Origin of the sequence: Bradyrhizobium sp. BWA-3-5 (assembly GCF_032917985.1) — a bacterium.
Taxonomy (GTDB): Bacteria; Pseudomonadota; Alphaproteobacteria; order Rhizobiales; family Xanthobacteraceae; genus Bradyrhizobium.
The window spans coordinates 6,186,561-6,208,700 of record NZ_CP136626.1 but is presented as its reverse complement, the minus strand read 5'-3'; the positions used below and the strand labels follow the sequence as shown (position 1 = coordinate 6,208,700).

The 22,140-nt window shown below is 63.6% G+C and carries 20 protein-coding genes; 11 read left to right on the top strand and 9 right to left on the bottom strand.

Annotated elements, in window-relative coordinates; translation table 11 throughout:
- Nucleotides 1-4 precede the first annotated feature (4 nt).
- Nucleotides 5-1,399 (bottom strand): nucleobase:cation symporter-2 family protein, encoded by a 1,395-nt coding sequence (locus tag RX331_RS29820; RefSeq protein WP_317253176.1) that lies wholly within the window; start codon nt 1,397-1,399, stop codon nt 5-7.
- 171 nt (nt 1,400-1,570) lie between these two features.
- Here RX331_RS29820 and pucL point away from each other — a divergent pair, with 171 nt between their 5' ends.
- Nucleotides 1,571-2,413: a factor-independent urate hydroxylase gene (pucL, locus tag RX331_RS29815; protein WP_317253175.1), complete on the top strand. Its 843-nt coding sequence runs from the start codon at nt 1,571-1,573 to the stop codon at nt 2,411-2,413.
- 55 nt (nt 2,414-2,468) lie between these two features.
- Nucleotides 2,469-3,749 carry an allantoate amidohydrolase gene (locus RX331_RS29810; protein ID WP_317253174.1) on the top strand — a complete coding sequence of 427 codons (1,281 nt, stop codon included), beginning with the start codon at nt 2,469-2,471 and terminating at the stop codon, nt 3,747-3,749.
- Between the two features lie 3 nt (nt 3,750-3,752).
- Here the strand turns inward: RX331_RS29810 and RX331_RS29805 are convergent, their stop codons facing one another.
- Entirely contained in the window at nt 3,753-4,301 is a 549-nt protein-coding gene (locus tag RX331_RS29805) for a nuclear transport factor 2 family protein (protein ID WP_317253173.1), read from the bottom strand.
- A gap of 101 nt (nt 4,302-4,402) precedes the next feature.
- Here RX331_RS29805 and RX331_RS29800 point away from each other — a divergent pair, with 101 nt between their 5' ends.
- The 4 genes from RX331_RS29800 (at nt 4,403) to RX331_RS29785 (ending at nt 8,398) form a co-directional block, all read left to right on the top strand.
- Complete coding sequence (locus tag RX331_RS29800) at nt 4,403-5,392, top strand: LysR family transcriptional regulator (protein WP_317253172.1); 990 nt, start codon at nt 4,403-4,405, stop codon at nt 5,390-5,392.
- Between the two features lie 175 nt (nt 5,393-5,567).
- Nucleotides 5,568-6,251, top strand: a complete 684-nt coding sequence (locus RX331_RS29795; protein WP_317253171.1) for an isochorismatase family cysteine hydrolase — start codon at nt 5,568-5,570, stop codon at nt 6,249-6,251.
- 141 nt (nt 6,252-6,392) lie between these two features.
- The gene (locus RX331_RS29790) at nt 6,393-7,412 is read left to right on the top strand and encodes an alpha/beta fold hydrolase (RefSeq protein ID WP_317253170.1); all 1,020 of its coding nucleotides are present in this window, start codon (nt 6,393-6,395) and stop codon (nt 7,410-7,412) included.
- A gap of 26 nt (nt 7,413-7,438) precedes the next feature.
- Nucleotides 7,439-8,398, top strand: coding sequence for a fatty acid desaturase (locus tag RX331_RS29785; protein ID WP_317253169.1), 960 nt, complete (start codon nt 7,439-7,441; stop codon nt 8,396-8,398).
- Here RX331_RS29785 and RX331_RS29780 read toward each other — a convergent pair.
- Nucleotides 8,385-8,996 carry a TetR/AcrR family transcriptional regulator gene (locus tag RX331_RS29780; RefSeq protein ID WP_317253168.1) on the bottom strand — a complete coding sequence of 204 codons (612 nt, stop codon included), beginning with the start codon at nt 8,994-8,996 and terminating at the stop codon, nt 8,385-8,387. The two genes, RX331_RS29785 and RX331_RS29780, sit on opposite strands and share 14 nt — an antisense overlap.
- Nucleotides 8,997-9,019: 23 nt before the next feature.
- Nucleotides 9,020-9,871, bottom strand: a complete 852-nt coding sequence (locus tag RX331_RS29775; protein ID WP_317253167.1) for a VOC family protein — start codon at nt 9,869-9,871, stop codon at nt 9,020-9,022.
- A 74-nt stretch (nt 9,872-9,945) separates the two neighbouring features.
- Between RX331_RS29775 and RX331_RS29770 the strand changes: the two genes are divergently transcribed.
- Entirely contained in the window at nt 9,946-11,313 is a 1,368-nt protein-coding gene (locus RX331_RS29770; protein ID WP_317253166.1) for an FAD-binding oxidoreductase, read from the top strand.
- Between the two features lie 186 nt (nt 11,314-11,499).
- Here the strand turns inward: RX331_RS29770 and RX331_RS29765 are convergent, their stop codons facing one another.
- The 4 genes from RX331_RS29765 to RX331_RS29750 are packed head-to-tail and all read right to left on the bottom strand — an operon-like array spanning nt 11,500 to nt 16,581.
- Nucleotides 11,500-13,131 carry an ABC transporter ATP-binding protein gene (locus tag RX331_RS29765; protein WP_317253165.1) on the bottom strand — a complete coding sequence of 544 codons (1,632 nt, stop codon included), beginning with the start codon at nt 13,129-13,131 and terminating at the stop codon, nt 11,500-11,502.
- A complete protein-coding gene (locus tag RX331_RS29760; RefSeq protein WP_317253164.1) occupies nt 13,128-13,958 on the bottom strand; it encodes an ABC transporter permease in 831 nt (276 codons plus the stop codon). The genes RX331_RS29765 and RX331_RS29760 overlap by 4 nt, the downstream gene beginning before the upstream one ends.
- Before the next feature lie 4 nt (nt 13,959-13,962).
- Complete coding sequence (locus tag RX331_RS29755; RefSeq protein ID WP_317253163.1) at nt 13,963-14,940, bottom strand: ABC transporter permease; 978 nt, start codon at nt 14,938-14,940, stop codon at nt 13,963-13,965.
- A gap of 24 nt (nt 14,941-14,964) precedes the next feature.
- Nucleotides 14,965-16,581 carry an ABC transporter substrate-binding protein gene (locus RX331_RS29750; protein WP_317253162.1) on the bottom strand — a complete coding sequence of 539 codons (1,617 nt, stop codon included), beginning with the start codon at nt 16,579-16,581 and terminating at the stop codon, nt 14,965-14,967.
- 429 nt (nt 16,582-17,010) lie between these two features.
- Between RX331_RS29750 and RX331_RS29745 the strand changes: the two genes are divergently transcribed.
- Entirely contained in the window at nt 17,011-17,310 is a 300-nt protein-coding gene (locus RX331_RS29745; protein ID WP_028347431.1) for an HU family DNA-binding protein, read from the top strand.
- Between the two features lie 222 nt (nt 17,311-17,532).
- Here the strand turns inward: RX331_RS29745 and RX331_RS29740 are convergent, their stop codons facing one another.
- Nucleotides 17,533-18,312: an SDR family oxidoreductase gene (locus RX331_RS29740; RefSeq protein ID WP_317253161.1), complete on the bottom strand. Its 780-nt coding sequence runs from the start codon at nt 18,310-18,312 to the stop codon at nt 17,533-17,535.
- Nucleotides 18,313-18,640: 328 nt separating this feature from the next.
- On the opposite strand from RX331_RS29740, the gene RX331_RS29735 reads away from it, so the two are divergent.
- The 3 genes from RX331_RS29735 (at nt 18,641) to RX331_RS29725 (ending at nt 22,130) form a co-directional block, all read left to right on the top strand.
- Complete coding sequence (locus tag RX331_RS29735; RefSeq protein WP_317253160.1) at nt 18,641-19,486, top strand: CmcJ/NvfI family oxidoreductase; 846 nt, start codon at nt 18,641-18,643, stop codon at nt 19,484-19,486.
- Nucleotides 19,487-19,561: 75 nt separating this feature from the next.
- The gene (locus RX331_RS29730; protein ID WP_317253159.1) at nt 19,562-20,794 is read left to right on the top strand and encodes an MFS transporter; all 1,233 of its coding nucleotides are present in this window, start codon (nt 19,562-19,564) and stop codon (nt 20,792-20,794) included.
- A gap of 19 nt (nt 20,795-20,813) precedes the next feature.
- The gene (locus tag RX331_RS29725; protein ID WP_317253158.1) at nt 20,814-22,130 is read left to right on the top strand and encodes an aspartate aminotransferase family protein; all 1,317 of its coding nucleotides are present in this window, start codon (nt 20,814-20,816) and stop codon (nt 22,128-22,130) included.
- Nucleotides 22,131-22,140 lie beyond the last annotated feature (10 nt).

The window sequence follows — 22,140 nt, the reverse complement described above, 5'->3', positions numbered from 1 at the left end:
ATCCTCAATGCGTCGCCGTTACCGCCGCTGCGGCTGCATCGGCTTCCGCGGCCGTCTTGCTGCCGACGCCATTGAAGAAGGCGTTCAGCGTCACCGCGACCAGCGCGCTGAGCAGGATGCCGGATTCGAGCAGCGGGTGCAGGTCGTGCGGCAATTGCTTGAAGAAGTTCGGCGACACCAGCGGGATCATGCCGAAGCCGACCGAGATCGCCACCACGAACAGGTTATAGCGGTTGTTCCTGAAATCGACCGCGGTGAGGATGCGCGCGCCGGTGGCGGCGACCATGCCGAACATCACGAGGCCGGCGCCGCCGAGCACCACCAGCGGCACGGCCTCCACCAGCGCCGCCATCTTCGGCAATAGCCCGAGTAGCAGCAGGATGCCGCCGCCGGCGATCGTCACCCAGCGCGAGCGCACGCCGGTGACCCCGACGAGGCCGACATTCTGCGAGAACGACGTATAGGGAAACGTGTTGAACAGTCCGCCCAGGAGCGTGCCGACGCCATCGGCCCGCAATCCGCGGGTCAGCGCGTCGCGGTCGACGGTCTTGCCGGTGATCTCGCCGAGCGCCAGGAACATGCCGAGCGATTCGATCATCACCACGATCATCACGATGCACATGGTGATGATCGGAACCAACTGGAATTTGGGCGCGCCGAAATGCAGCGGCAGCACAATCGCGACCCACGGCGCGGCGGCGACCTTTTCGAAATGCATGACGCCGAGCGCGGCGGCGAGGATCGCGCCGGCCACGATGCCAAGCAGCACCGCGACGTTTGAAATGAATCCAGAGCCCCATTTGATCAGGCCGAGGATGACCAGCAGCACGAACAGCGCAATCCCGAGCCCTTGCAACTGACCGTAAGCGGGATTGGAGAACGCGCCCGGCACGCCGTCGACGACCTTGGTCAATGTCGGCAGGCCGCCGCCGGCCCAATTGACGCCGACCCGCATCAGCGAGATTCCGATCACCAGGATGATGGTCCCGGTCACGACCGGCGGGAACAGTGGCAGCAGCCGGCTCACGAAGGGGGCGATGACCACGGCAAACAGCCCGGCCGCGATCACCGAGCCGTAAATGCCGAGCAGGCCGATATCGGGCGACGCCGCCATTGCCAGCATCGGGCTGACGGAGGCAAAGGTGACGCCCATTATCACCGGCAGCCTGATACCGACCCCGGGAAAGCCGAGGCATTGCACCAGCGTCGCGACCCCGCAGGCAAACAGGTCCGCGCTGATCAGGAAGGCAACGTCCTCCGGCGGCAGCTTCAAGGCCCGACCGACGATCAGCGGCACGGCGACCGCGCCGGCATACATCACCAGCACATGTTGCAGGCCCAGTGCCAGCAAGCGTGGCGCCGGCAGCATCTCGTCGACTGCATGGATTTTACTGCTCATGTTCGGAAGTCCCCCCTGGTGCAGGTTTTTCAGGCCTGTCTGAACCGATACAAGGCTCGTGCCAAAAGCGTTTCCCCGGACCTTGCCCTCTGGCACGAAGGTTGCTCAATATTGGAACCATAGCGGGCGACCATGATCCCCGCAAACTCCGCTTCAACGGGAGCTCGTGGGATGCCGCTGATCAAGAATCGCTATGGAAAAGGCCGCGTCCGGGTCATGCGGATTCACCGCGACGGCGACCGCCACGAGGTCAGTCAGCTCAATATCAAGGCAATGATCGAAGGCGACTTTGCGCGCGCCTATACCCACGCCGACAATTCGACCTCGGTGGCGACCGACACGATCAAGAACATCGTCAATGTGGTGGCGCGCGAAAATACCGGGCTTTGCACCGAAGATTTCTGCCTGGTGCTGGCCAGGCGATATCTCGACACCTATCCGCAGATCGCCTCGATTGCAATCACGGCGCACGAGACCAAATGGACCCGGCTGAGTTTTGGCGGCAAGCCGCATCCCCACAGCTTCGTGCTCGACAGCAACGGCAAGCCGTTCGTCGAAGCCACGATCGCGCGCGGCGGCCCGATGGCATTGACATCGGGGATCGACGGCTTTGCCTTCATGAAGTCGACCCAATCCGGCTGGGAGAACTACCCCAGGGATCGCTACACCACGCTGCCGGAGACCGCCGACCGGATGTGCGCCACCAGCATGGTGGCGTCCTGGAAATGGTCGGGCATCCCGTCGAGCTATCCGGCGGCCAATGCGAAGATTCTGGATACCGTGCTAGAGGTGTTCGGCACGACCTACAGCATGAGCGTGCAGGACAGCCTCTATCGAATGGGCGAGGCGGCACTGGCCGCCGTCCCCGAGATTTCGGAAATCAGCATGGCCTGTCCCAACATGCACTTCATCCCGATGAACCTGTCGGCCTTTGGCCTCGATAACAACAACGACGTGTTCCTGCCGACCGACGAGCCCCACGGCCAGATTGAGTGCACGGTGGGAAGAGGTTAAAAGGCACCCCGATAAAGTCGGAAGGCGCCCGTTGTGGCGCGCTTCGTGGAGCAGCATGAACGAGATACCGACGGCAGGCGGCGGGGCGGCACGGTCGCCGCTCGGCACTGAAATCGTAAGCCGCATCAACCAGCTTGGAGCAATCTCTGAGACTTCAGAGCATCTGGCGCGAATTTTCCTGTCGCCCGAGCACCGCGTCGCGGCCGATCTCATCATGTGCTGGATGAAGGACGCTGGCATGGCCGCGCATCTCGACGCCATCGGCAACGTCTGCGGCCGCTATGAGGGCGGGCGTCCCGGATTGCCCTGCCTGATGCTGGGTTCGCATTACGATACCGTGCGTGACGCCGGCAAATGGGACGGACCGCTCGGGGTGATCACGGCCATCGCCTGCGTGGCCGATCTGAACCGGCGCGGCGTACGCCTGCCGTTTGCGATCGAAATCGTCGGTTTCGCCGACGAGGAGGGCGTGCGTTTCGCCTCGACGCTGCTAGGTAGCCGGGCCATCGCCGACACGTTTGACCAAAGCGTGCTCGACGCGCGCGATGCGAATGGCCTCACCATGCGCGAGGCGATGGTGCAGTTCGGGCTTGATCCTAGCGGCATCAGCGCGGCGGCACGCAAACGGGGCGATCTGCATGCCTATGTCGAACTACACATCGAACAGGGGCCGGTACTGGAACAGCAGAACCTGCCCGTCGGCGTGGTGACGGCGATCTCCGGCGCGACGCGGCTGGCAGCTAATCTTGCCGGCATGGCCGGCCATGCCGGCACGGTGCCGATGGCGTTGCGGCGCGACGCGCTGGCGGGCGCCGCCGAATGCATCGTCGCGGTCGAGCAGTTCTGCGCAGCGGATGGTGCGGGCCTGGTTGGCACCATCGGCGTCATCAACGCGATGCCGGGCGCCACCAACGTGATCCCCGGTCGCGTCTACTTCACCTTGGATATTCGTGCGCCTGAGGATCAGCACCGCAAGCAGGCTGTCGCCGCGATCGTGCAGCGGATCGAGGCGATCGCGGAACGACGCGACTTGTCATTGCAGATCGACGTCACCCACGAAAATCGCACCGTGCCTTGCGCGCCATGGCTGAAGGCGCAGATGGCGGATGCGGTTGCGGCCGAAGGCTATGGCGTATTCGAGCTGCCGAGTGGGGCAGGGCATGACGGCATGGCGATGATCGATATCGCCGATGTCGCCATGCTGTTCGTGCGCTGCCGCGGCGGCATCAGCCATAACCCGGCCGAGCATGTCGAGCCCGCTGATGCCGACGCCGGCGCGCGGGTGCTGCTGCGGTTCATCGAGCACTTCAGGCCGCCGGAGGCCGCAAAAGCCTGATCGTCACCGGTTCCCAAGATTTGCGCCGCGAGCCAGCGCGGCTGCGGTCTCAAGCCCGACGCGGCGCACCAGCGGGTCGGCGTGGCGGTGCACCAGCCACCATTGCCCGCCCTGTCTGCGATAGACCTGCGTCACCCGGAGTGACCAGTCCTGGTTCGGCAAACCACCGACTTCGCCGTGTTCACGCTCAATCATCGCCAAAACGACCAGATCGTCCGACACATAGGACTGAACGAGCTCGAGCTTGGCATCGCCATTTCTGAAGTAGCTGGCGAGCTGCGCCAGCCGCTCGGAACTCATGTCGAAGCCCCGGCTGGCCTCGCCGCCGAACGGCTGCATCAGCGTGAAGTCTTCTGCGATGTGCACCAGACTGGACCACGTGCCCATGTCACCGCGCATGAAAGCCGATGCCTGGGCCTCGGTCCTCCTGATGAGGCCGGCAAGTTCCTGCTCCGAACGCGCCGTCGTTGCCTCTTGTGCCGCGCTGGCCGACAGCGGCATGGCGAGTGCGGCCTTCAGCGCCAATCGTTTCCACATGCTCGATTTCAACATCTCGGTATCTCTCTATTCAGGTTGGGCCGGCAAACTGACCGGCGGGGCGCCTCCAATTCCCATTTCAATCATGCTGAATCCAGTGATATAATTTCATCATAATGCTGAATCAGATTGACCTTTCCCGGATCGACCTCAACCTGCTCGTCCTGTTCGAAGTCGTCTTCCAGGAGCGGCATGTCGGCCGCTCGGCGGAGCGGCTGCATCTGTCGCCGTCCGCGATCAGCCATGGCCTTGGCCGGCTGCGGACGCTGCTCGGCAATCCCTTGTTCCTCAAGACGCCGAAGGGCGTCGTTCCGACCGAACGGGCGCTGCAGCTCGCTACATCGGTTGCCGAGATTCTCGCGCGTATCCGCGGCGTCGTTTCGACGGCCACTCCGTTCGATCCGAAAGGCTCGAAGCGCCGTTTCGTCATCGGCGCGCCCGATGGCGTATCCTCAGTCATCCTGCCTTCGCTGCTGGCGAAGTTGCGGGATATGGCGCCGGGCACCGATCTCGGCATCCGTCAGCTATTGCCGGCGCAGGATTCCCTGGATCCGAACCTCGCATGGAAGGCAGCGCTGCAGGAGCTCGAAGACCGGACAATGGATATCGCGATCGTTCCCCTCGATGATCTTCCCGCCCGCTTTCATAAGCAGAAGCTTTACGAGGAGGAGTTCGTCATTGCCGCGCACAAGGGCCATTCGTTCCAGCGAAGCCCGACTCTCAAACGCTACTGCGAGATGGAGCATCTCGTTGTCTCGCACACCGGCGACGTCTCAGGATTTGTGGATGTCGAACTGGCGAAGAAGAACCTGGCGCGACGTGTTGTTCTGACCGTGCCTAACTTCAATTTTGCACTATCGGTACTGGCCGAAACCGAGATGGTCTCCGCGCTGCCGCGGCGGTTCGTCGAGATCCATGGCGCGCGCTTCAACGTTGGGGCCATCAAGCCGCCGCTGCCGCTGCCGCGTTTCTCGATCAATATCGTTCTTCCAAAAGTGGCGATGATGGATGCTGGCCTCGCCTGGTTGGTGCAGCTCTTGGGTTCGATACGAACCGGGTCGTCCGTTCCGCGATCGGGCCAGCGCAATCGCGGCATGCACAGCTAATGAGCAACTGCCTCCTTGCGGCGCGGCATGAGAACATGCGAACACTGCCATCAGCGAGTAACAGGCTGACAATACGATGATTTTCTCCGAACTCATCGCCTGCCGCCATTGTACACAATGGCATGCGCCTTGCTTGCCTTCTATTCGCGAAATTCTCGTTCGGGGCGCGTAGGTCATGGCGAACTCAGCAATGCTCGCAGCAGAGCCGGAGCCGATCGAGCTCGACTGGGCGGCAACCGCGCTCCTCATCATCGACATGCAGCGCGATTTCATGGAGCCGGGCGGTTTCGGCGAGACGCTCGGCAATGACGTCAGCCAGCTCGCGCGGGCGGTGAAGCCGATCGCGGCTGTGCTGGATGCGGCGCGTGCGATGGGCATGCTGGTCATCCACACCCGCGAGGGCCATCTGCCCGATCTCTCCGACGCGCCGCCGGCCAAGGTCGAGCGCGGCGCGCCGTCATTGCGCATCGGCGACCCCGGGCCGATGGGGCGCATTCTCATTCGCGGCGAGGCCGGCCACGACATCATTCCCGAACTCTATCCGACAGACGACGAGATCGTGATCGACAAGCCGGGCAAGGGCGCGTTCTACGCCACCGAGCTCGACGACGTGCTGCAAGACCATGGCATCGCGAACCTCCTGGTCTGCGGCGTCACCACCGAGGTCTGCGTCAACACCACCGTGCGCGAGGCCAACGACCGCGGCTATCGCTGCGTCGTGCTGGCGGATGGCTGCGCATCCTATTTTCCAGAGTTCCACGAGATTGGCCTGAAGATGATCAAGGCCCAGGGTGGCATCTTCGGTTGGGTCTCCGATTCGGCCGCGGTGCTTCGAGCGCTTTCGTCTGCCCCCGGTTGAATGGCGTCGCAGGTACGGAAGACGCAGTTCTCATTTGTGACGGCGTCAGCGATCAGGGCTCCCAAGCCTGACAAACTCCGTTGCAATCCAATCTAAATAGTGTACGATAAGTACACTAAATGAACCGTTCGGAACTGGCCCATGACGCCGCGTGCCGACTATGAAATTTTCGAAGCCGGAGACGTCGCGCTTCAGTCGGGCGCCGTCTTTCCTGCGATGCAGCTCGCCTACAAGACCTATGGCGCGCTGAACGCGCAACAAGACAACGTGATTGTCTATCCAACCTCCTTCAGCGCGCAGCACGGCGACATCGAGTGGCTGATCCAGCGCGGCGGCGCGCTGGACGCCGATCGCTATTTCATCATCATCCCGAACCTGTTCGGCAACGGCCTGTCGTCATCGCCGTCCAATTCCGACGTCACGCCGTTTCCGGACATCTGCTATCATGACGCCATCGCGGTGCAGCGCCGCCTGCTCGAGGAGCGGTTCGGCATCTCGAAAATCGCGCTGGTCTATGGCTGGTCGATGGGCGGCATGCAGGCCTATCACTGGGCGGCCCGCCATCCCGACATGGTAGAACGGGCGGCGGTCGTCTGCGGCAGCGCCAGATGCTCGCCCTATAATCACGTGTTTCTCGAGGGCGTGAAGGCGGCGCTGACGGCGGACCCGGCCTGGCAGGATGGCCGTTTCGTTGCAAAGCCCGTCGCCGGTCTTCGGGCGATGGGACGGGTCTATGCGGGGTGGGCAATGTCGCACGCCTATTACCGCGACGAGATGTGGCGCGAGGCCGGCTTCACCAGCCTCGAGGATTACTTGGCGCGCTCATGGGACGTCGCCTTCGCGCGGCGTGACGCCAATGATCTATTGGCGCAGATTGGCATCTGGCAGCGTGGCGATATCAGTCAATGCCCGGAATTCGGTGGCGACATCGACTGCGCGCTCGCCGCGATCGAGGCGCATGTGTTGCTGATGCCGGGGCAGACCGATCGCTACTTCGACATGCGCGACAACGAGGCCGAGCTCGGCCGCCTCGTCAACGCAAGGTCGGCCGAGCTCCATCCGATTCCGTCGATCCACGGACACCGTGCCGGAAATCCCATTAACAATCCCAGAGACCGCGACTTCATCAACGCCGAGATTTCGGCGCTGCTGCAGCGTTAACGTCAGCTTAGGAGACGATAGCGACCATGAGCACAGCAGTTACCGCAACGGGAGAGAAGCTGCTGACTTCAGCCGAGCTGCGCGCGCTGTCCGTGCGATCTAATCTGCCCGGCATCATTCGCGCGGCCAGCCACTACGGCGCCATCGCCGTTGTCGGCACGCTGATCTGGCAGATCGCTTCGACCTATGGCCTGCTTTGGGCGATGCCGCTGATGGTCGTGCAGGGCTATTTCGTCGCCTTCCTGTTCATGGTGGTGCACGAGACCGCGCACAAGACGGCGTTTCGCAGCCGTGCGCTCAATCTCGTGCTCGGCCATCTCTCGTCATTCGCGATCGGGCTGCCTTACGAATATTACTGCCTGTTCCACTGGGACCACCACCGCTACACCCAGGATCCGGAGCGTGATCCGGAACTGCTGGTCGGCCCGCTGCCTGCCTCGGATACGGAGCTTGCGCTCGCTTACTCCGGTCTTCGGCAGGTCGCCTTTCGGATAGGCCTAATGCTTCGTCATGCCCTGACCGGCAACGCAACCGCGCCCTGGATTCCAGAAAGTAAGCGCCACATCGTCGTGAAGGAGGCGCGGCTCTATGTTGCCGGCTATGTCGTGCTGCTGCTCGGCTCATTCGCGCTCCATACGGCGCTGTTGCTCTGGATTTGGATCGTTCCCCTGATCGTCGGCCAGTTATTCCTCCGTCCCTATCTCTATGCCGAGCACACCGGCTGCGAGCGGACGCGCAGCGCCTTCCAGAATACGCGCACCACCTATACCGGAAGGGTCATGAAGTGGTTTGCGTGGAACATGCCCTACCATGTCGAGCACCACGCCTATCCTTCGATCCCGTTTCATGCGCTGCCGAAACTGAACGAGATCGTCGACGGACGGATCGTGTTCCGGGGCAGGGGCTATCTGGCCGTGACACGCGAGACCTGGGCCTGGTTCCGGCGTCAGCGGGATGACCGTGTCCAAGGCGTCAGCGGCTCCTGATCATCAGCAAGGTCTCGACGAGGTTGCGGGCCTGCGCCGGCGAGATCGGTTTGATCCCGAAGATGTAGCGGTAGAACAGGCTGCCATAGATCGCATCGTACAGGTCTTCCGGGGTTCCGGCCGCGCCGACGCTGCCTTCCTGCTGGCCGGCGGCGATCAACTCGACTAGCGCGGTCCGACGATACCTGAGATAGCGCTCGTAGAAGATCTCGGCGGATCCGGTGTTCGAGATGCATTCGGAAATCACCGCGAGCTGCACCTTGCCGAATTCGCCTTGCAGTGCCTTTGCATACGCCGAAGCGTGATTTCGAAGGCGCTCTGCCGCTGTGCCTGAGGTCGGCAGCGGCAGCATGAGTGAAGCATGATGCAGGAACGCATCGATCAGCAGCGCCTCGCGCGACGGCCACCATTTGTAGATGGTCATCTTGGAAACGTTGGAATGCCGCGCCACCGCATCGATGCTGGTGGCGGCAAGCCCCGTCTCCGCCATCAGCGTGTAGGCACTTTGCAGAATGGCGTTGCTGGTCTCAAGGGAACGGGGACGGCCACGGCGGCCTGCCGCCGTATCGCCATCCGCCTGGATCATGCCCTTTGCCATTCCTGTTATCCCGGCGCGGCCGGCTACGCCACGAACGCCAGCATCGTGCCGTTACCCGCAGCCGGTGGCACCACCACGCCGCCCGCGCTCTTCACGCCGACAGCACCCAGCGCCTTCTCCGCCGCCGCGACGTCGGCTGCGATCACGAGCCCGGCACCGCCGCGCTCAGGCAGGCCGGCGAGCGACACGCCGGGGTAGCGCTTGGCGAGCTGATCCTTCGTGAGAAACACGAAGTCTGCGCGCTCGCCGCCCGACGGCACCGCCACCGAGCCATCCGCCTCACTGCGCGTTTCACGGTCGATCATCTTGGCCAGATGCGCGGCTTCCTTGACGGGGTCGGGCGCGACCATCAGCACCTGCTTCAATCGCTTCGCGCCATTAGCGTGCTTCATCAGTTCGGGAATCCACACCGTCTCGCGCGTCTTGTGCTGGCAGGCGAAGATGCGCACGCCGCCGGGCGCTTCCGCCGTCGGCCACTGGAAGGTGCGGAATTTCGCCGCCGACACCGTCCCATCAGGCATCGTCACCGGCCGCTCGAAATCGGTCGGGCCGACCGGCGGATAGCCGCGCGCGCGAATCTCCTCCGCGCCTTCGGCGGAGTCCACCGCGGTGAACGCGATGCGCTCGATGCCTTCGCCGTTCTTTTCCAGATACGCCCGCGCCGGAGCATTATGTTCCGTCGGATTGAGCACGCCGAGCAATTCCATGTAGTCGGGGTCGAACATGATGGTGTAGTTGCCCGATCCCATATGCGCGCTGTGGGTGCCGCGCGGCGACACGGTGAAGCCGAGCCGGCGATAGTTTTCGGCGGCCTTGTCGAGGTCCTTCACCATGACCACGGCGTGATCGATTCCGATGACGTTTTTGAGTGCCACTCTCTTGTTTCCCTGGAGTTGGTTAGCGGGCTAAACTAAGCAGAACGATCAGTTGCCTGCAAGGAATGATGCCGATGAATACGACTAACGTCCGCTGGCCCAATTCGCTGTGGGCGGCCGTGACGCCTGCAGGACCCCAATTGCCCGAACTGACCGGCGCGCAACAGGCGGACGTGATCGTGATCGGCGGCGGCTTCACCGGTCTTTCCACTGCGCTGCATCTGCGCGAGGCCGGCGTCGATGTCGCGATCGTCGAGGCCGCCGAGCCGGGATGGGGCGCCTCGGGCCGCAACAATGGCCAGGTGATCCCGACGCTGTCGCGGCCCGATCCGGAGGATATCGTTGCAAAGCACGGCGAGGCGGGAGAACGTTTTGTCGGCATGCTGCGTGACAGCGCGTCCTATCTGTTCGACTTGACGCGGCGCTACAAGATCGACGCCGAGGGCGAACAGGAGGGCTGGGTGCAGCCGGTGCATTCGCCCGGCCGCATCAAGATCGCCGAGCGCCGCGTGCGGCAATGGTCGAAATTCGGCGCGCCGGTCGAACTGCTGTCCCGCGAGCAGATGCGCGACATGCTCGGCTCCGATGCATGGTACGGCGGCTTCTGGAACAAGACCGGCGGCCATATCAACCCGCTAGCGCTGGCCCGCGGTCTCGCGCGCACTGTGATTGATCTCGGCGCGCGCATCTACGCCCGCTCGCCGGCCGAAAGTTTCGAGCGCCGGGGCGACCGCTGGGTGGTAACGACGGCCAAGGGCGAGATTTCCGGCCGCGCGCTGGTCATGGCTACCAATGCCTATAGCGGCGAGTTCTCGAAATCGCTGGTGCCGCAGATCGCGCACGAGGTGATGCCGGTCTTGTCGTGGCAGATGTCGACGCAGCCCTTGTCCGACAACGTCCGCAAGACCATTATCCCGGGCCGGCAGGCGATGTCGGATACCCATGGCGAGCTCTATTTCGCCCGTTACGACGCTCGAAACCGGCTCATTACCGGCGGCGCGGTGCTCGGCCCCGGCAACAAGGTCGAGCGCATCAAGGCGCGCGTCACCGAAAGGCTGCAGCGGCTGTGGCCGCAGATTGGCGAGGTCTCGTTCGACTATGTCTGGAACGGCTATGTCGGCATGACGGCGGATTTTTTGCCGCGCATCCACAAGCTCGGGCCGAACGCGTTCGGCTGGACCGGCTGCAACGGTCGCGCCGTCGCGCTGACGATGCCGCTCGGCCGCGAATTGGCGAAAGCCGTCCAGGGCGCTCCCGAAAGCGAACTGGCGCTGCCGCTCACCGAGCCGGTGACATACGTCGCGCATGGCCTGCTACGCAAGATCGCGCCGTGGATGCTGGTGCTTTACCGATATCGCGACGCGCAGGAGCCGGTTGGAGGCGACCGCTTCGAGTTGTTGCGATGGGCGGAATATTTCCTCGCCTCGCGCCGCTCGCAGTAAGGGCGGACCAACGTCGCGCCGGCTACTTCTCCCTCTCCCCGTTCTTCACGGGGAGAGGGTGGGGGTGAGGGGCTCTCTCCGCGAATCCCAATGAGCATTGGTGCGCGCTGAAGCAGCCCCTCACCCCAGCCCTCTCCCCGCGAAAGGGCGGGGCGAGGGAGCGGCGAGACCGCCTCCGCGGCGAAGCTACACCGCCGCCGTATCGTGCTCCCGCGCAAATTCGCCGCCGGGAATCGAATCCAGCAATGCCTGCGTATAGGGATGCTGCGGATTGCCGAAGACCTCCGCCGCGCGGCCGTGCTCCACCACCTCGCCATCCTTCATCACGGCAACGAGGTCGCAGATCTGCGCGGCGACGCGCAGATCATGCGTGATGAAGACGATGGAAAGCCCGAGCCGCTGGCGCAGTTCGCTGAGCAGCTTCAGCACCTGCGCCTGAACGGAGACGTCGAGCGCGGAAACCGGCTCGTCCGCCACCAGCACATCCGGCTTCAGCGCCAGCGCGCGGGCGAGGCCGATACGCTGGCGCTGGCCGCCGGAGAATTCATGCGGATAACGGTCACCGGCGGATGGATCGAGCCCAACAAGGGCGAATAGCTCCTTCGCATGTGCAATTGCTTCGGCCCGCGGGGTACCATGCACGATCGGGCCCTGGGCCACCAGCTCGGCGGCCTTGCGCCGCGGGTTGAGCGAGGCAAACGGATCCTGGAACACCATCTGGATATGGCGCGTCTCACGGCGAACCTGTTCACGCGACAGTTTTGCCCAGTCGTCGCCATCGAGCACGATCGAGCCGCTATCGGGATCGATCAGCCGCACGATGCAGCGCGCCAGCGTCGATTTGCCGGAGCCGGATTCGCCGACAATGCCGAGCGTTGCGCCGCGTGGAAGGGCGAGCGACACGTGCTTCACGGCCGCCGTCACCCGCGCGCCGCGCCCGAGAAAGCCGCCGGTGCGGTAGGTCTTCGAGACATCCGTGATCGTCAGGATGTCGTCGCTCGCAAGGGGGCGCGGCGGCGGCGCCTTCAGCGGCGGGACGGCGGCGATGAGCTGCTTGGTATAGGCGTGCTGTGGATGGTGCAGCACCTCAGTCGCCGCGCCCTGTTCGACGATGACGCCGTGCTGCATCACCACGACGCGGTCGGCGATCTCGGCCACCACGCCAAAGTCGTGGGTGATGAACATCACCGCCGTCCTGCGGCGCTGCTGCAGGTCGCGGATCAGCTTCAATATTTGCGCCTGCGTGGTGACGTCGAGGGCGGTGGTCGGCTCGTCCGCGATCAGCAGCTTCGGATCGAGCGCGAGCGCCATCGCGATCATGGCGCGCTGCCGCTGGCCGCCGGACAGTTCGTGCGGGTAGGCTTTTGCCGCCGACTTGGGATCGGGAATGCGGACATCAGCCAGCAGCGCCAGCACCCGTGCGTTGATCTCGGCTTTCGAGAGATCGGTGTGGATTGAAAACATCTCGGCGATCTGGTCGCCGATGGTGCGGAGCGGATTGAGCGCCGTCATCGGCTCCTGGAAGATCATCGCGATGCCGTCGCCGCGGACGTCGCGCATCTCGGCGTCGGAAATAGTGCAGAGATCACGGCCCTCGAACATCGCGCAGCCGCCATCGATCGTCACTTCATTCGGCAAGAGCCGCATCACGGCATTCGCCATCATCGACTTGCCGGAACCGGACTCGCCGACCACGCAGAGGATTTCGTTGGAGGCGATGTCGAGCGTCACGTCGGAAAGCGCATGCGTCCGGTCGGCGCCGGCGGGCAGGCGGACGCTGAGGCGGTCGAGCGAGAGGATGGTCTCGTTACAGCTCATCGGCCCTTCAGCCTCGGATTAAGCGCATCGTTGAGGCCCTGGCCGACCAGTGATACCGCGAGCACGGAGACGAGGATGGCGATGCCGGGAATCGCCGAGACGTACCATTGCACGCGCAGCACGTCGCGCCCGAGCCCGATCAGGTTGCCCCACGACGCCACGTTCGGGTCGGACAGCCGAAGGAAGGCGAGCGCGCTTTCGAGCAGGATCGCGACCGCCATCACTACGCTGGCGTAGACAATGACCGGCGGCAATGCGTTGGGCAGGATCTCGCCGAAGATGAGCTGGATGTTCTTCATGCCGAGCGTCCGGCCGGCCTGGACGAATTCGCGGTTGCGCAAGGACAGGAACTCGGCGCGGGTCAGCCGCGCCGGCGCCGGCCACGACACCACGCCGACGGCGATGGTCACCGTTGTCAGCGTCGAGCCGAACACGGCAACCAAAACCAGGAGCAGCACGAAGTTCGGCAGCGTCTGGAACGCCTCGGTAATCCGCATCAGGACATTATCGACCCAGCCGCCGTAATAGCCAGCGAAGGCGCCGACGAGGATGCCGATCAGGATCGCGATCACGGTGGCGACGCCGCCGATCAACAGCGAAATCCGCGCGCCATAGAAAATCTGCGCCGCGATATCGCGCCCCGAATTGTCGGTGCCGAGCAGGAAGCGCGGATTGGAGAAGGGCCAGACCAGGGGACGGCCGGCGAGCGCCAGCGGATCGCGCGGGTAGAGCCAGCCGGCCGAGATAGCCATCCCGATCACGATCAATAGCAGGATCAGGCCGGCGACCGCAGCGGGGCTTCGGAAGTAGCGCTTGACCGCATCCATGGCGCTAGCCCTCCGCCGCGATACGCGGATCGAGCCGCGCATAGATGAGGTCGACGACGAAGTTCACCGTGATGACAAGCAGCGCCGAGACGAAGACGATGCCGAGCAGCGTATTGAGGTCGCGCTGCACCACAGATTCATAGGCGAGCCGTCCGAGTCCCGGCAGCGAGAACACGCTTTCGACCACCACCGATCCGCCGAGCATGGTGCCGGCCTGCAGCCCGATCAGCGTCACCATCGGGAGCAGGGCGTTGCGTAGTACGTGCCGCGTCACCACCCGTGTCTCGTCGAGGCCTTTGGCGCGGGCGGTGCGAACATAGTCGAGGTTCAACACCTCGAGCATGGAGGCGCGCATGATGCGGAGATAAATGGCGAGGAAGATCAGGCCGAGGGTCAGCGTCGGCAGCACCAGATGGCTTGCAATATCCAGCGCGCGCCAGATGCCGGTCTGTACCGCGCCGATATCCTCGAAGCCCCCGGGCGGCAGCCACTGCAGATAGACCGAGAACACGACAATCGCCATCAGTCCGAACCAGAACGAAGGCGTCGCGTAGAAGATCAGGCCGAGGGTGGAGATCAGCGTATCCGGCCAGCGGTTGACGCCGCGGGCGGCGATCACCCCGAACACGAGGCCAAAGAAGAACGCGAACGACAGCGAGGCCGTCATCAACAGGATGGTCGGCGGCAGCCGCTCCAGAATGACCGAGGCCACCGGCTTGCCGTAGATCGAGGAAAAGCCGAGATCGAGCCGCACCAGCCGCCACAGATAATTGCCGAGCTGCGCCGGGATCGAGAGGTCGAGCCCATAAAACTGGCGCAGCGCCTTGGCGGTCGCGGCGTCGCCGCCGCCCATCTGCGCCATCATGGCGTCGACGGTGTCGCCCGGCGCGAACTGCAGCAGCAGGAACACGCCGATCAGGATCAGGACAAGGGTCGGGATCGAGGCGGCAAGCCGCCGCCCCGCAAGAGTCAGGATACGCATAAACCTATCTTGGCCGATATAATGTCAGGCCGAAAGCCAAAGATCGTGCCAGCTCGTCGAACCCCAGCGCGGGGTGTTGGAGTGGTTGCGCGCCTTGGCCGTGATCGTGGTGAGGAAGATCTGCTCGATCGGCATCCAGACCGGCAGCTCCGTGTTCACCTCCTTGACGAACTGGGCGTATAGCGCCTTGCGCTTGGCCGGGTCGACTTCGGTCGCGGCATCGTCGATGGTCTTGTCGACGTTCTTGTCCTCCCAGCCCCACTGGTTGGTCCAGGGCGCGCCCTTAGGCTGGCCGGAGCGGTACCAGACCGTGGTCGAGACGGCGGGGTCGTTGCGGTATTGATGCCAGCCGGTCGCGATGTCGAAGGCGTGCTCGTCATAGACCTGCTTGAGGAAGCCGCCGCCGTCATTGCGGACGATCTCGACGGGAATACCGATCTCGCCGAGCGACTGCTGGATGAAGGTCGACCACAGCGAGATGTCCTCGCCCCAGGGCGCCGGCAGCAGTTTTAGCGAGAAGCGCGTACCGCCGCGGGCCGCCTTGAAGCCCGCTTCGTCGAGCAGCGCAGCCGCCTTGGCCTTGTCGTAGGGATATTGCGGCGTATCCGCACCCGGATAGAAATCGGTCGAGGTCGAAGGGATCGGACCGGTGCCGAGCTTGGCGAAATCGCCGAGGAAGTTTTCGATGAAGAACGGCACGTTGATCGCGTGCGCGATCGCGCGGCGAACCTTGATGTCGGACAGTTCCTTGCGGCGGAAGTTGAATTCCAGTGTGTTGGTGCGTGCGTTGCCTTCATTGCCCTTGGTCGAGACGATGAAGCGCTTGTCCTTGCCGAGCCGCGCCATGTCGGAGAGCGTCAGCCCGGAGAACGGCGAATAGTGCAGATCGCCGGCTTCCATCTGCGCCGCCGCCGCGGCGCGATCGGTGATCACCTTCCAGACGATGCGGTCGAGATAGGGCGCGTTCGGCCGCCAGTAGTTTTCGTTGCGGTCGGCAATGATGTACTGCCCGCGTTCATATTTGACGAATTTGAACGGGCCGGTGCCGACGGGGGCCAGGTTGGTCGGGTTCTGCCTGATATCGCCGCTCTCGTAGAGGTGCTTGGCCGAGACATAGCCGAGATCGGGCAGGGCGCGCAGCAACAGGTTCAGCGGCATCGGCCGCTCGTACTTAAAAATTGCGGTATGGGCGTCTGGCGTCTCGACCGCTGTGAGGAAGAGCTGCAGCGTCGATCCGTAGTTGAGGATCTTCTTCCACATGTTCATGGCGGTGAATTCGACGTCGGCCGAGGTGAACGGCTTGCCGTCGTGCCAGGTGACGCCCTGGCGCAGCTTGAAGGTCACGGTCTTGCCGTCCGGTGTCGCTTCCCAGCTTTCGGCGAGCACGCCGACCGGCTGACCGCTGGCATCGAGATCGACGAGGTTTTCCTGGATCTTGCCGCCGATGATGTAGACGCCGGTGGAAGCCTGGATGCTCGGGTTGAGCTGGCGTTGCTCGGCACCATAATGGACGTTGAACACCCCGCCCTTGCGCGGCGTCTCCTGGGCAAAGGCCCGCATCGGATTGATCACGTTGGCCGCGATGGCCGCCGAGGTCAGCAGCGCGGTGCGGCGATTGATTTCAAGGCGCGTCAAATCCATGCGAAGTCTCCGGACACGATATTGATGGCGAACCGTTCACGCGTCCGCCTTAAGCTTCGATGTTACGATGGAACGTGAGCGCGAGTCATTTTCAAATCAACGCGCAAGGCGGAAAATCCTTCCTGAAACAACGTCGTTAGCGGCCGATCGGTCTGCGCATTTTGTCGCGCCCGAAGGCAAATCACGGCTCGCTCCGATAGAGGCGGAGGCAGGAGAGCAGCTCCGGATTGTCCGGAAATGGGACCTCAGGGGGTGCGGATTCCCCATAAAAATAGGGTCTGGAGGGCTTCCGGTGTTAAAAAAACCCGGAAAAATTGGACGAATCACTGCAACTCGACTAGCGAGGTAGTTGTGCAGAATGTCGGAAGCCCTATTTTTTAGGCGTTTTTCGCCATATCGTCGCCCTGTGCCAGAATCAATGGAGCAACCATGGCCACCCAAATGTCTAAGTCGCAGCTGATCGAGAAGATCGCGACCACCACCGAACTGTCGAAGAAAGAGGTCAAGAACGTGATGGACACGCTCGTTGACGTCGGTCACAAGGAGCTCAAGAAGAACGGGCTGTTTCTCGTTCCTGGCTTCGCCAAGTTCGTCGTGGTCAAGAAGCCGGCGACCAAGGCTCGTAAGGGCACCAACCCCTTCACGGGCGAGGAAATGATGTTCAAGGCCAAGCCGGCCCGCAAGATCGTCCGGGCCCGCCCGGTCAAGGCCGCCAAGGACGCGGTCTAAGAAAAACGCCGCTATTGAAGCGGCTGGCGAAAGCGAAAAGGCCTCCGGCGACGGGGGCCTTTTTGTTTGTGGGGCTGGTGTCCCGGATGCTGCGCAGCGCGAAGCGGTGCGCTGCTGATCCGGGACCCACAACGAAGCACTGGGTCCCGGCTCTGCGGAGCAGCGCTGAAGGAGCGCTGCACCGCGTCCGGGACGTGAGAGATGGCGTGAGCCATCTAGTCCCTACACCACAGGCGATCGGCCGCCATCGACATTGATCGCGGTGCCCGTGATGAACGATCCCTGATCGGAAGCGAGGAAGCAGGCGAGGTTGGCAAATTCCTCGGCCGTGCCGATCCGCCCAAGCGGCGTGCCCTTGGCGAGGTTCTTGGCGAACACCTCGAAGTCGGTGTCCGGCGCCTGCGCGGCATGGCGCTTCACCCATTGATCGCTCATGATCAGGCCGACCAGCATCGCGTTGACCAGGATGTTGTGCTCACCGCCTTCGCTGGCCATCACCTTGGTCAGCGCCATTCCGGCCGCCCGCGAGACCGAGGTCGGCGCCGACGAGACCGCCGGCGCCTTGGCATAGGTGTTGAGCACGTTGATGATGCGCCCCCATTTGCGCGCCTTCATCTCAGGCCAGACCAGCCTGGAGAAGCGGATCGCCGCGAACAGTTTGAGGTCGAGGTCTTCCTGCCAGGCCTCGTCGGAGATGTTCTCGAACGCCATCGTCCGCGCCGTCCCCGCGTTATTGATGAGAATGTCGACCGGGCCGAGGTCGCCAACGATCTTCTCATGTGTCTTCGCAATGTCCGATGCTTTCGAGACGTCGCAGACATAGTCGCGAACAACAAGCCCCTCCTTGCCAATCTGTTCCCGCGCGGAGTTGAGATCCTGTGCGCCGCGCGCGAGGATCGCCACCTTGGCGCCAGCGCCGGCAAATCGCCGCGCGACCGCGAAGCCAATTCCCTTGCTGCCGCCGGTGACGACGGCGACTCTGTCCTTCATCGTGACTTGCATGTTGTTCTCCCCAAGCGCGGTCTTGATGCCGCCGGCTGGCCGATGCGGATGCTGGGCCGAACTCCATCATGGTTCCCATGGCCAGCGTGATCAAGCCGCCGGTAGGTGAAGGCAGCGTCGCGTGCCACGCATCGTCAAGCGCTACGTACGGCGATGACGCGCCCGTGAATACTGGAAATACCTTCCGGTTTAGGCGGCGCTTTGAACAAGGATTTTTCCCGTTGGCGCCCAGCGGGAATAGCATCCTTGCTATTTTTGCCGCGGGCTTGTGACGGGTAGCCTCCGCGCCGACATCAAACAGAACAACAATGGAGTCCAGGAGACCACCATGGGCCTGCAGCAAGCCAAACTCGAATCGCTTCCGTTCGTTACCGCCGAGCTGAACTATCTCGCGCCGACTGACGGAAAGCCCCGCACTTACGCTTTCGATCCGCCGCCGGGCGAGCCCAAATCCACTGCGCTGCCCGAGCCGCACAATGTCCCGATCTTCGACGCGCGCCTGATTGCCGCCAATCTCTCCTTGGACCGTGAAGGCTTTGCGCTGGTCCGCCATCCCACCATCGTCAGGGATTTCTACGACGATAAGGAAGTGCGGAACGTCTACTATCCCGCCGTGGAGGCCTTCCTGAAGGCGACGCTGAAGGCCGACCGCGTCTTCATCTTCGATCACACCGTGCGCAGGCGCGTCGAAGGCGCCGCCGATATCAGGGGCGCCGGCCCGCGCCAGCCGGCGACCCGGGTGCATGTCGACCAGACCGACAAATCCGGCGCTAACCGCGTGCGCGAACATCTGCCCGATGAAGCGGAGGAACTGTTGAAGGGCCGCGTGCAGGTGATCAATGTGTGGCGGCCGATCCGCGGCCCCTTGCGCGATACGCCGCTCGCCATGGCCGACGGGCAGACTGTTGAGCCCGGCGATCTCGTAGCCTCCGACCTGATCTATCCGAACCGCAGCGGCGAAACCTATTCGGTCAAATATAATCCGAACCATCGCTGGTACTACATTCCGGAAATGCGCACCGATGAGGCGCTGCTGCTCAAGTGCTACGATTCCGCAACCGACGGCCGCACGCGGTTCGGGCCGCATACCGCCTTCACCGATCCGACCACGCCGGCCGACGCCGCCCCGCGCGAAAGCATCGAATTGCGGACGCTGGTGTTCCACCGGAACTGAGCGCCGCGGGCAGATTCGCCTTCTCCGCCTATTAATGATACCTCGCCTCAAAACAGGTTTGGGGCGAGACGGCTCATGGACGGCAAGGCCGATCGTGCGGATGGCAGCTTCCGCGCACTGATATTTGCGCTTCTGGCGCTGGCCTGCGGCCATATGCTGTCGACGCTGCTGCGGACCATTCCGGCCGTCAGCCTCGACGTCATGGCCGCCGATTTCCGTACCGCGCCGCAGACGCTCGCGAGCCTCACCTCGATCTATCATTTTGCCTTCGCGGCCTCGCAGATCCCGGTCGGCGCGGCGATGGACCGTTTTGGTGTTCGTCCGGTCTCGTTGACCCTGCTCGCGGGAACCATTTTGGGCGCGCTGGCTTCCGGACTTGCGACAGGACCGGTGAGTTTTCTGTTCGGGCAACTCCTGCTTGGCATCGCCACCTCGGGCATGCTGATGTGCCCGATGACGCTGGCCGCCAAGCAGATGTCGTCGGCGCGCTTCGGCCTATGGTCCGGCATCATCCTCTCGATCGGCAACATTGGCATGCTCTTGTCGGCGAGCCCGCTCGCCCTCGTCGTCGAGCACTATGGCTGGCGGGCAGGGTTCTGGATTTCAGCCGGCTTTGGCGCGGCGGTGGCGCTGGCCGTGTTTCTGCTGGTTCCGAAGCAGCCGGCCGAGCATGCCGATCCATCCTCGCCGCTGTCGCAAATGGGAGAGGTGCTGCGCATCGGCCTGTCGCGGCCACTCCGTGGCCTTATCGCGCTGGCGCTGGTTTCGCTCGCGGCCTCGCTGGTGCTGCGAGGATTGTGGGGCGGGCCGTGGCTGATGGAGATCAAGGCGCTCAGCCGCGTCGAGGCCGGCAACGTGCTCGGCCTGTTCACGCTGGCGCTGATCGCCGGCCCCGCGCTGATAGGCTTTCTGGACCGCAGCTTCGGCCATCGCCGCGAAGTGCTGGCCGCGACCCATTCGCTTGCCGGCTTGCTGCTCGCTTTGGCGGCGGCTGGCGCGCCGAACTATCCTCTCGCCGAACTGCTCGGCATAAAGGCCGTGCCGGCGCCGATCGATGCCGTGCTGTTCGTCCTGATGGGCATCGCGATATCGACGCAGCCGCTGCTATTCGGCATGACGCGGCAACTGGCGGGTGCCCAGAATGCCGGGAAGGCGCTGTCGGCGATCAACCTCGCATTCTTCCTCGGCACCGCGCTGATGCAATCGGCGACCGGCGTGGTCGCGGCGGCGTTCGGTCTTCCCGCAGTGCTGCTATTCATGGCGGCGGCCTTGATCGTCGGGGTAATTGTGTTTTTGATATACACCTGATCCTTGCATGGAATGGCGCATGTACCCCGATCCGGACTCGTCATCGCAGAAAATGTACGACCGCGCGCTGGCCAGCCTTCCCGGCGGCAATACACGCACCACCGTGTTCATGAAGCCCTATCCGATCTATGCCGCGCGCGGCGAGGGTTGCCGGGTCTGGGATCTCGACGGCAACGTCTATATCGACTGCATCAACAATTTTACTGCGGCAATCCATGGCCACGCGCATCCGGTTTTGATCAAGGCCGCGACCGCGCAGCTTGCGCTGGGATCGGCGTTCGGCCTGCCGACGGAATCCGAAGTCGATCTCGCTGAACTCCTGGTTTCACGCTTGCCATCAGTGGAGCAGGTCCGCTTCGCCAATTCCGGCACGGAGGCCGTGATGATGGCGCTGAAGGCGGCGCGGGCGCATACGGGGCGGCCGAAGATCGCGAAATGCGAAGGCGCCTATCACGGCTCCTATGATTATGCCGAGGTGAGCCTCGATCCGACCCCGGAAGCTTGGGGGCGCAACGCGCCGGTCTCTGTAGCCTACGCCAAGGGCACGCCGCAGAATGTGCTGGCCGATGTCGTCACCATTCCCTTCAACGATCCAGAGGCCGCCGTCAGCCTGATCCGCGAGCACGGTCGTGAGCTCGCCTGCGTGCTGGTCGATCCCATGCCCAACCGCGCCGGGCTTGCACCCGCCGCCCAGGCCTATCTGGAGGCGCTTCGAAACGTCACGCGCGAGGTCGGCGCGCTCCTGATCTTCGATGAGGTCATTACGTTTCGCCTCGGCTATCGCGGCGCGCAGGGCATCTGGAATATCGATCCCGACCTGACCACGCTCGGAAAGATCATCGGCGGCGGCTTTCCGGTCGGCGCGATCGGCGGCCGCAAGGATGTGATGGCGGTGTTCGATCCGCGCCCGGGCAAGCCGGCGCTGCCGCATGGCGGAACGTTCTCCGCAAATCCCGTGACGATGCGGGCCGGGATCGCCGCGATGCAACTGCTCGACGACGCAGCCTTTGCGCGGCTCGATGCGATGGGCGAGGCGGTGCGCTCCGGCATCAACGCGGCGTTCAAGCGCCATGGCGTGCCCGGTGGCACTGTCGGGCTCGGCTCGCTACTGAAAATCCACTTCGCCGACCGGCCGGTCCGCGACTATCGCTCGGCTTACTTGAGCGAGGAGGAGGCACGACGGCAGGCGGTGTTTAACCGCGCATTCCTCAATCGCGGCGTGCTGGCCGCGGGTAACGGCTTGATGGCCTTGTCGACCCCAATGACGGATGCGGATATCCATGTCATCATCGATGCAGCGTCGGGCGCGCTCGAGGAAGTCGTGCGCACGCTTTGACCTTCTTACG

Bases quoted from the DNA above. Each gene is read 5' to 3' on its own strand.
- RX331_RS29735 (WP_317253160.1), top strand. From the start codon at position 18,641: ATGGGCCTGCAGCAAGCCAAACTCGAATCGCTTCCGTTCGTTACCGCC.
- RX331_RS29790 (WP_317253170.1), top strand. From the start codon at position 6,393: ATGACGCCGCGTGCCGACTATGAAATTTTCGAAGCCGGAGACGTCGCG.
- RX331_RS29765 (WP_317253165.1), bottom strand. From the start codon at position 13,131: ATGAGCTGTAACGAGACCATCCTCTCGCTCGACCGCCTCAGCGTCCGC.
- RX331_RS29725 (WP_317253158.1), top strand. From the start codon at position 20,814: ATGTACCCCGATCCGGACTCGTCATCGCAGAAAATGTACGACCGCGCG.
- pucL (WP_317253175.1), top strand. From the start codon at position 1,571: ATGCCGCTGATCAAGAATCGCTATGGAAAAGGCCGCGTCCGGGTCATG.
- RX331_RS29730 (WP_317253159.1), top strand. From the start codon at position 19,562: ATGGACGGCAAGGCCGATCGTGCGGATGGCAGCTTCCGCGCACTGATA.
- RX331_RS29755 (WP_317253163.1), bottom strand. From the start codon at position 14,940: ATGCGTATCCTGACTCTTGCGGGGCGGCGGCTTGCCGCCTCGATCCCG.
- RX331_RS29760 (WP_317253164.1), bottom strand. From the start codon at position 13,958: ATGGATGCGGTCAAGCGCTACTTCCGAAGCCCCGCTGCGGTCGCCGGC.
- RX331_RS29820 (WP_317253176.1), bottom strand. From the start codon at position 1,399: ATGAGCAGTAAAATCCATGCAGTCGACGAGATGCTGCCGGCGCCACGC.
- RX331_RS29785 (WP_317253169.1), top strand. From the start codon at position 7,439: ATGAGCACAGCAGTTACCGCAACGGGAGAGAAGCTGCTGACTTCAGCC.
- RX331_RS29810 (WP_317253174.1), top strand. From the start codon at position 2,469: ATGAACGAGATACCGACGGCAGGCGGCGGGGCGGCACGGTCGCCGCTC.
- RX331_RS29805 (WP_317253173.1), bottom strand. From the start codon at position 4,301: ATGTTGAAATCGAGCATGTGGAAACGATTGGCGCTGAAGGCCGCACTC.
- RX331_RS29770 (WP_317253166.1), top strand. From the start codon at position 9,946: ATGAATACGACTAACGTCCGCTGGCCCAATTCGCTGTGGGCGGCCGTG.
- RX331_RS29800 (WP_317253172.1), top strand. From the start codon at position 4,403: ATGCTGAATCAGATTGACCTTTCCCGGATCGACCTCAACCTGCTCGTC.
- RX331_RS29780 (WP_317253168.1), bottom strand. From the start codon at position 8,996: ATGGCAAAGGGCATGATCCAGGCGGATGGCGATACGGCGGCAGGCCGC.
- RX331_RS29750 (WP_317253162.1), bottom strand. From the start codon at position 16,581: ATGGATTTGACGCGCCTTGAAATCAATCGCCGCACCGCGCTGCTGACC.
- RX331_RS29745 (WP_028347431.1), top strand. From the start codon at position 17,011: ATGGCCACCCAAATGTCTAAGTCGCAGCTGATCGAGAAGATCGCGACC.
- RX331_RS29795 (WP_317253171.1), top strand. From the start codon at position 5,568: ATGGCGAACTCAGCAATGCTCGCAGCAGAGCCGGAGCCGATCGAGCTC.
- RX331_RS29740 (WP_317253161.1), bottom strand. From the start codon at position 18,312: ATGCAAGTCACGATGAAGGACAGAGTCGCCGTCGTCACCGGCGGCAGC.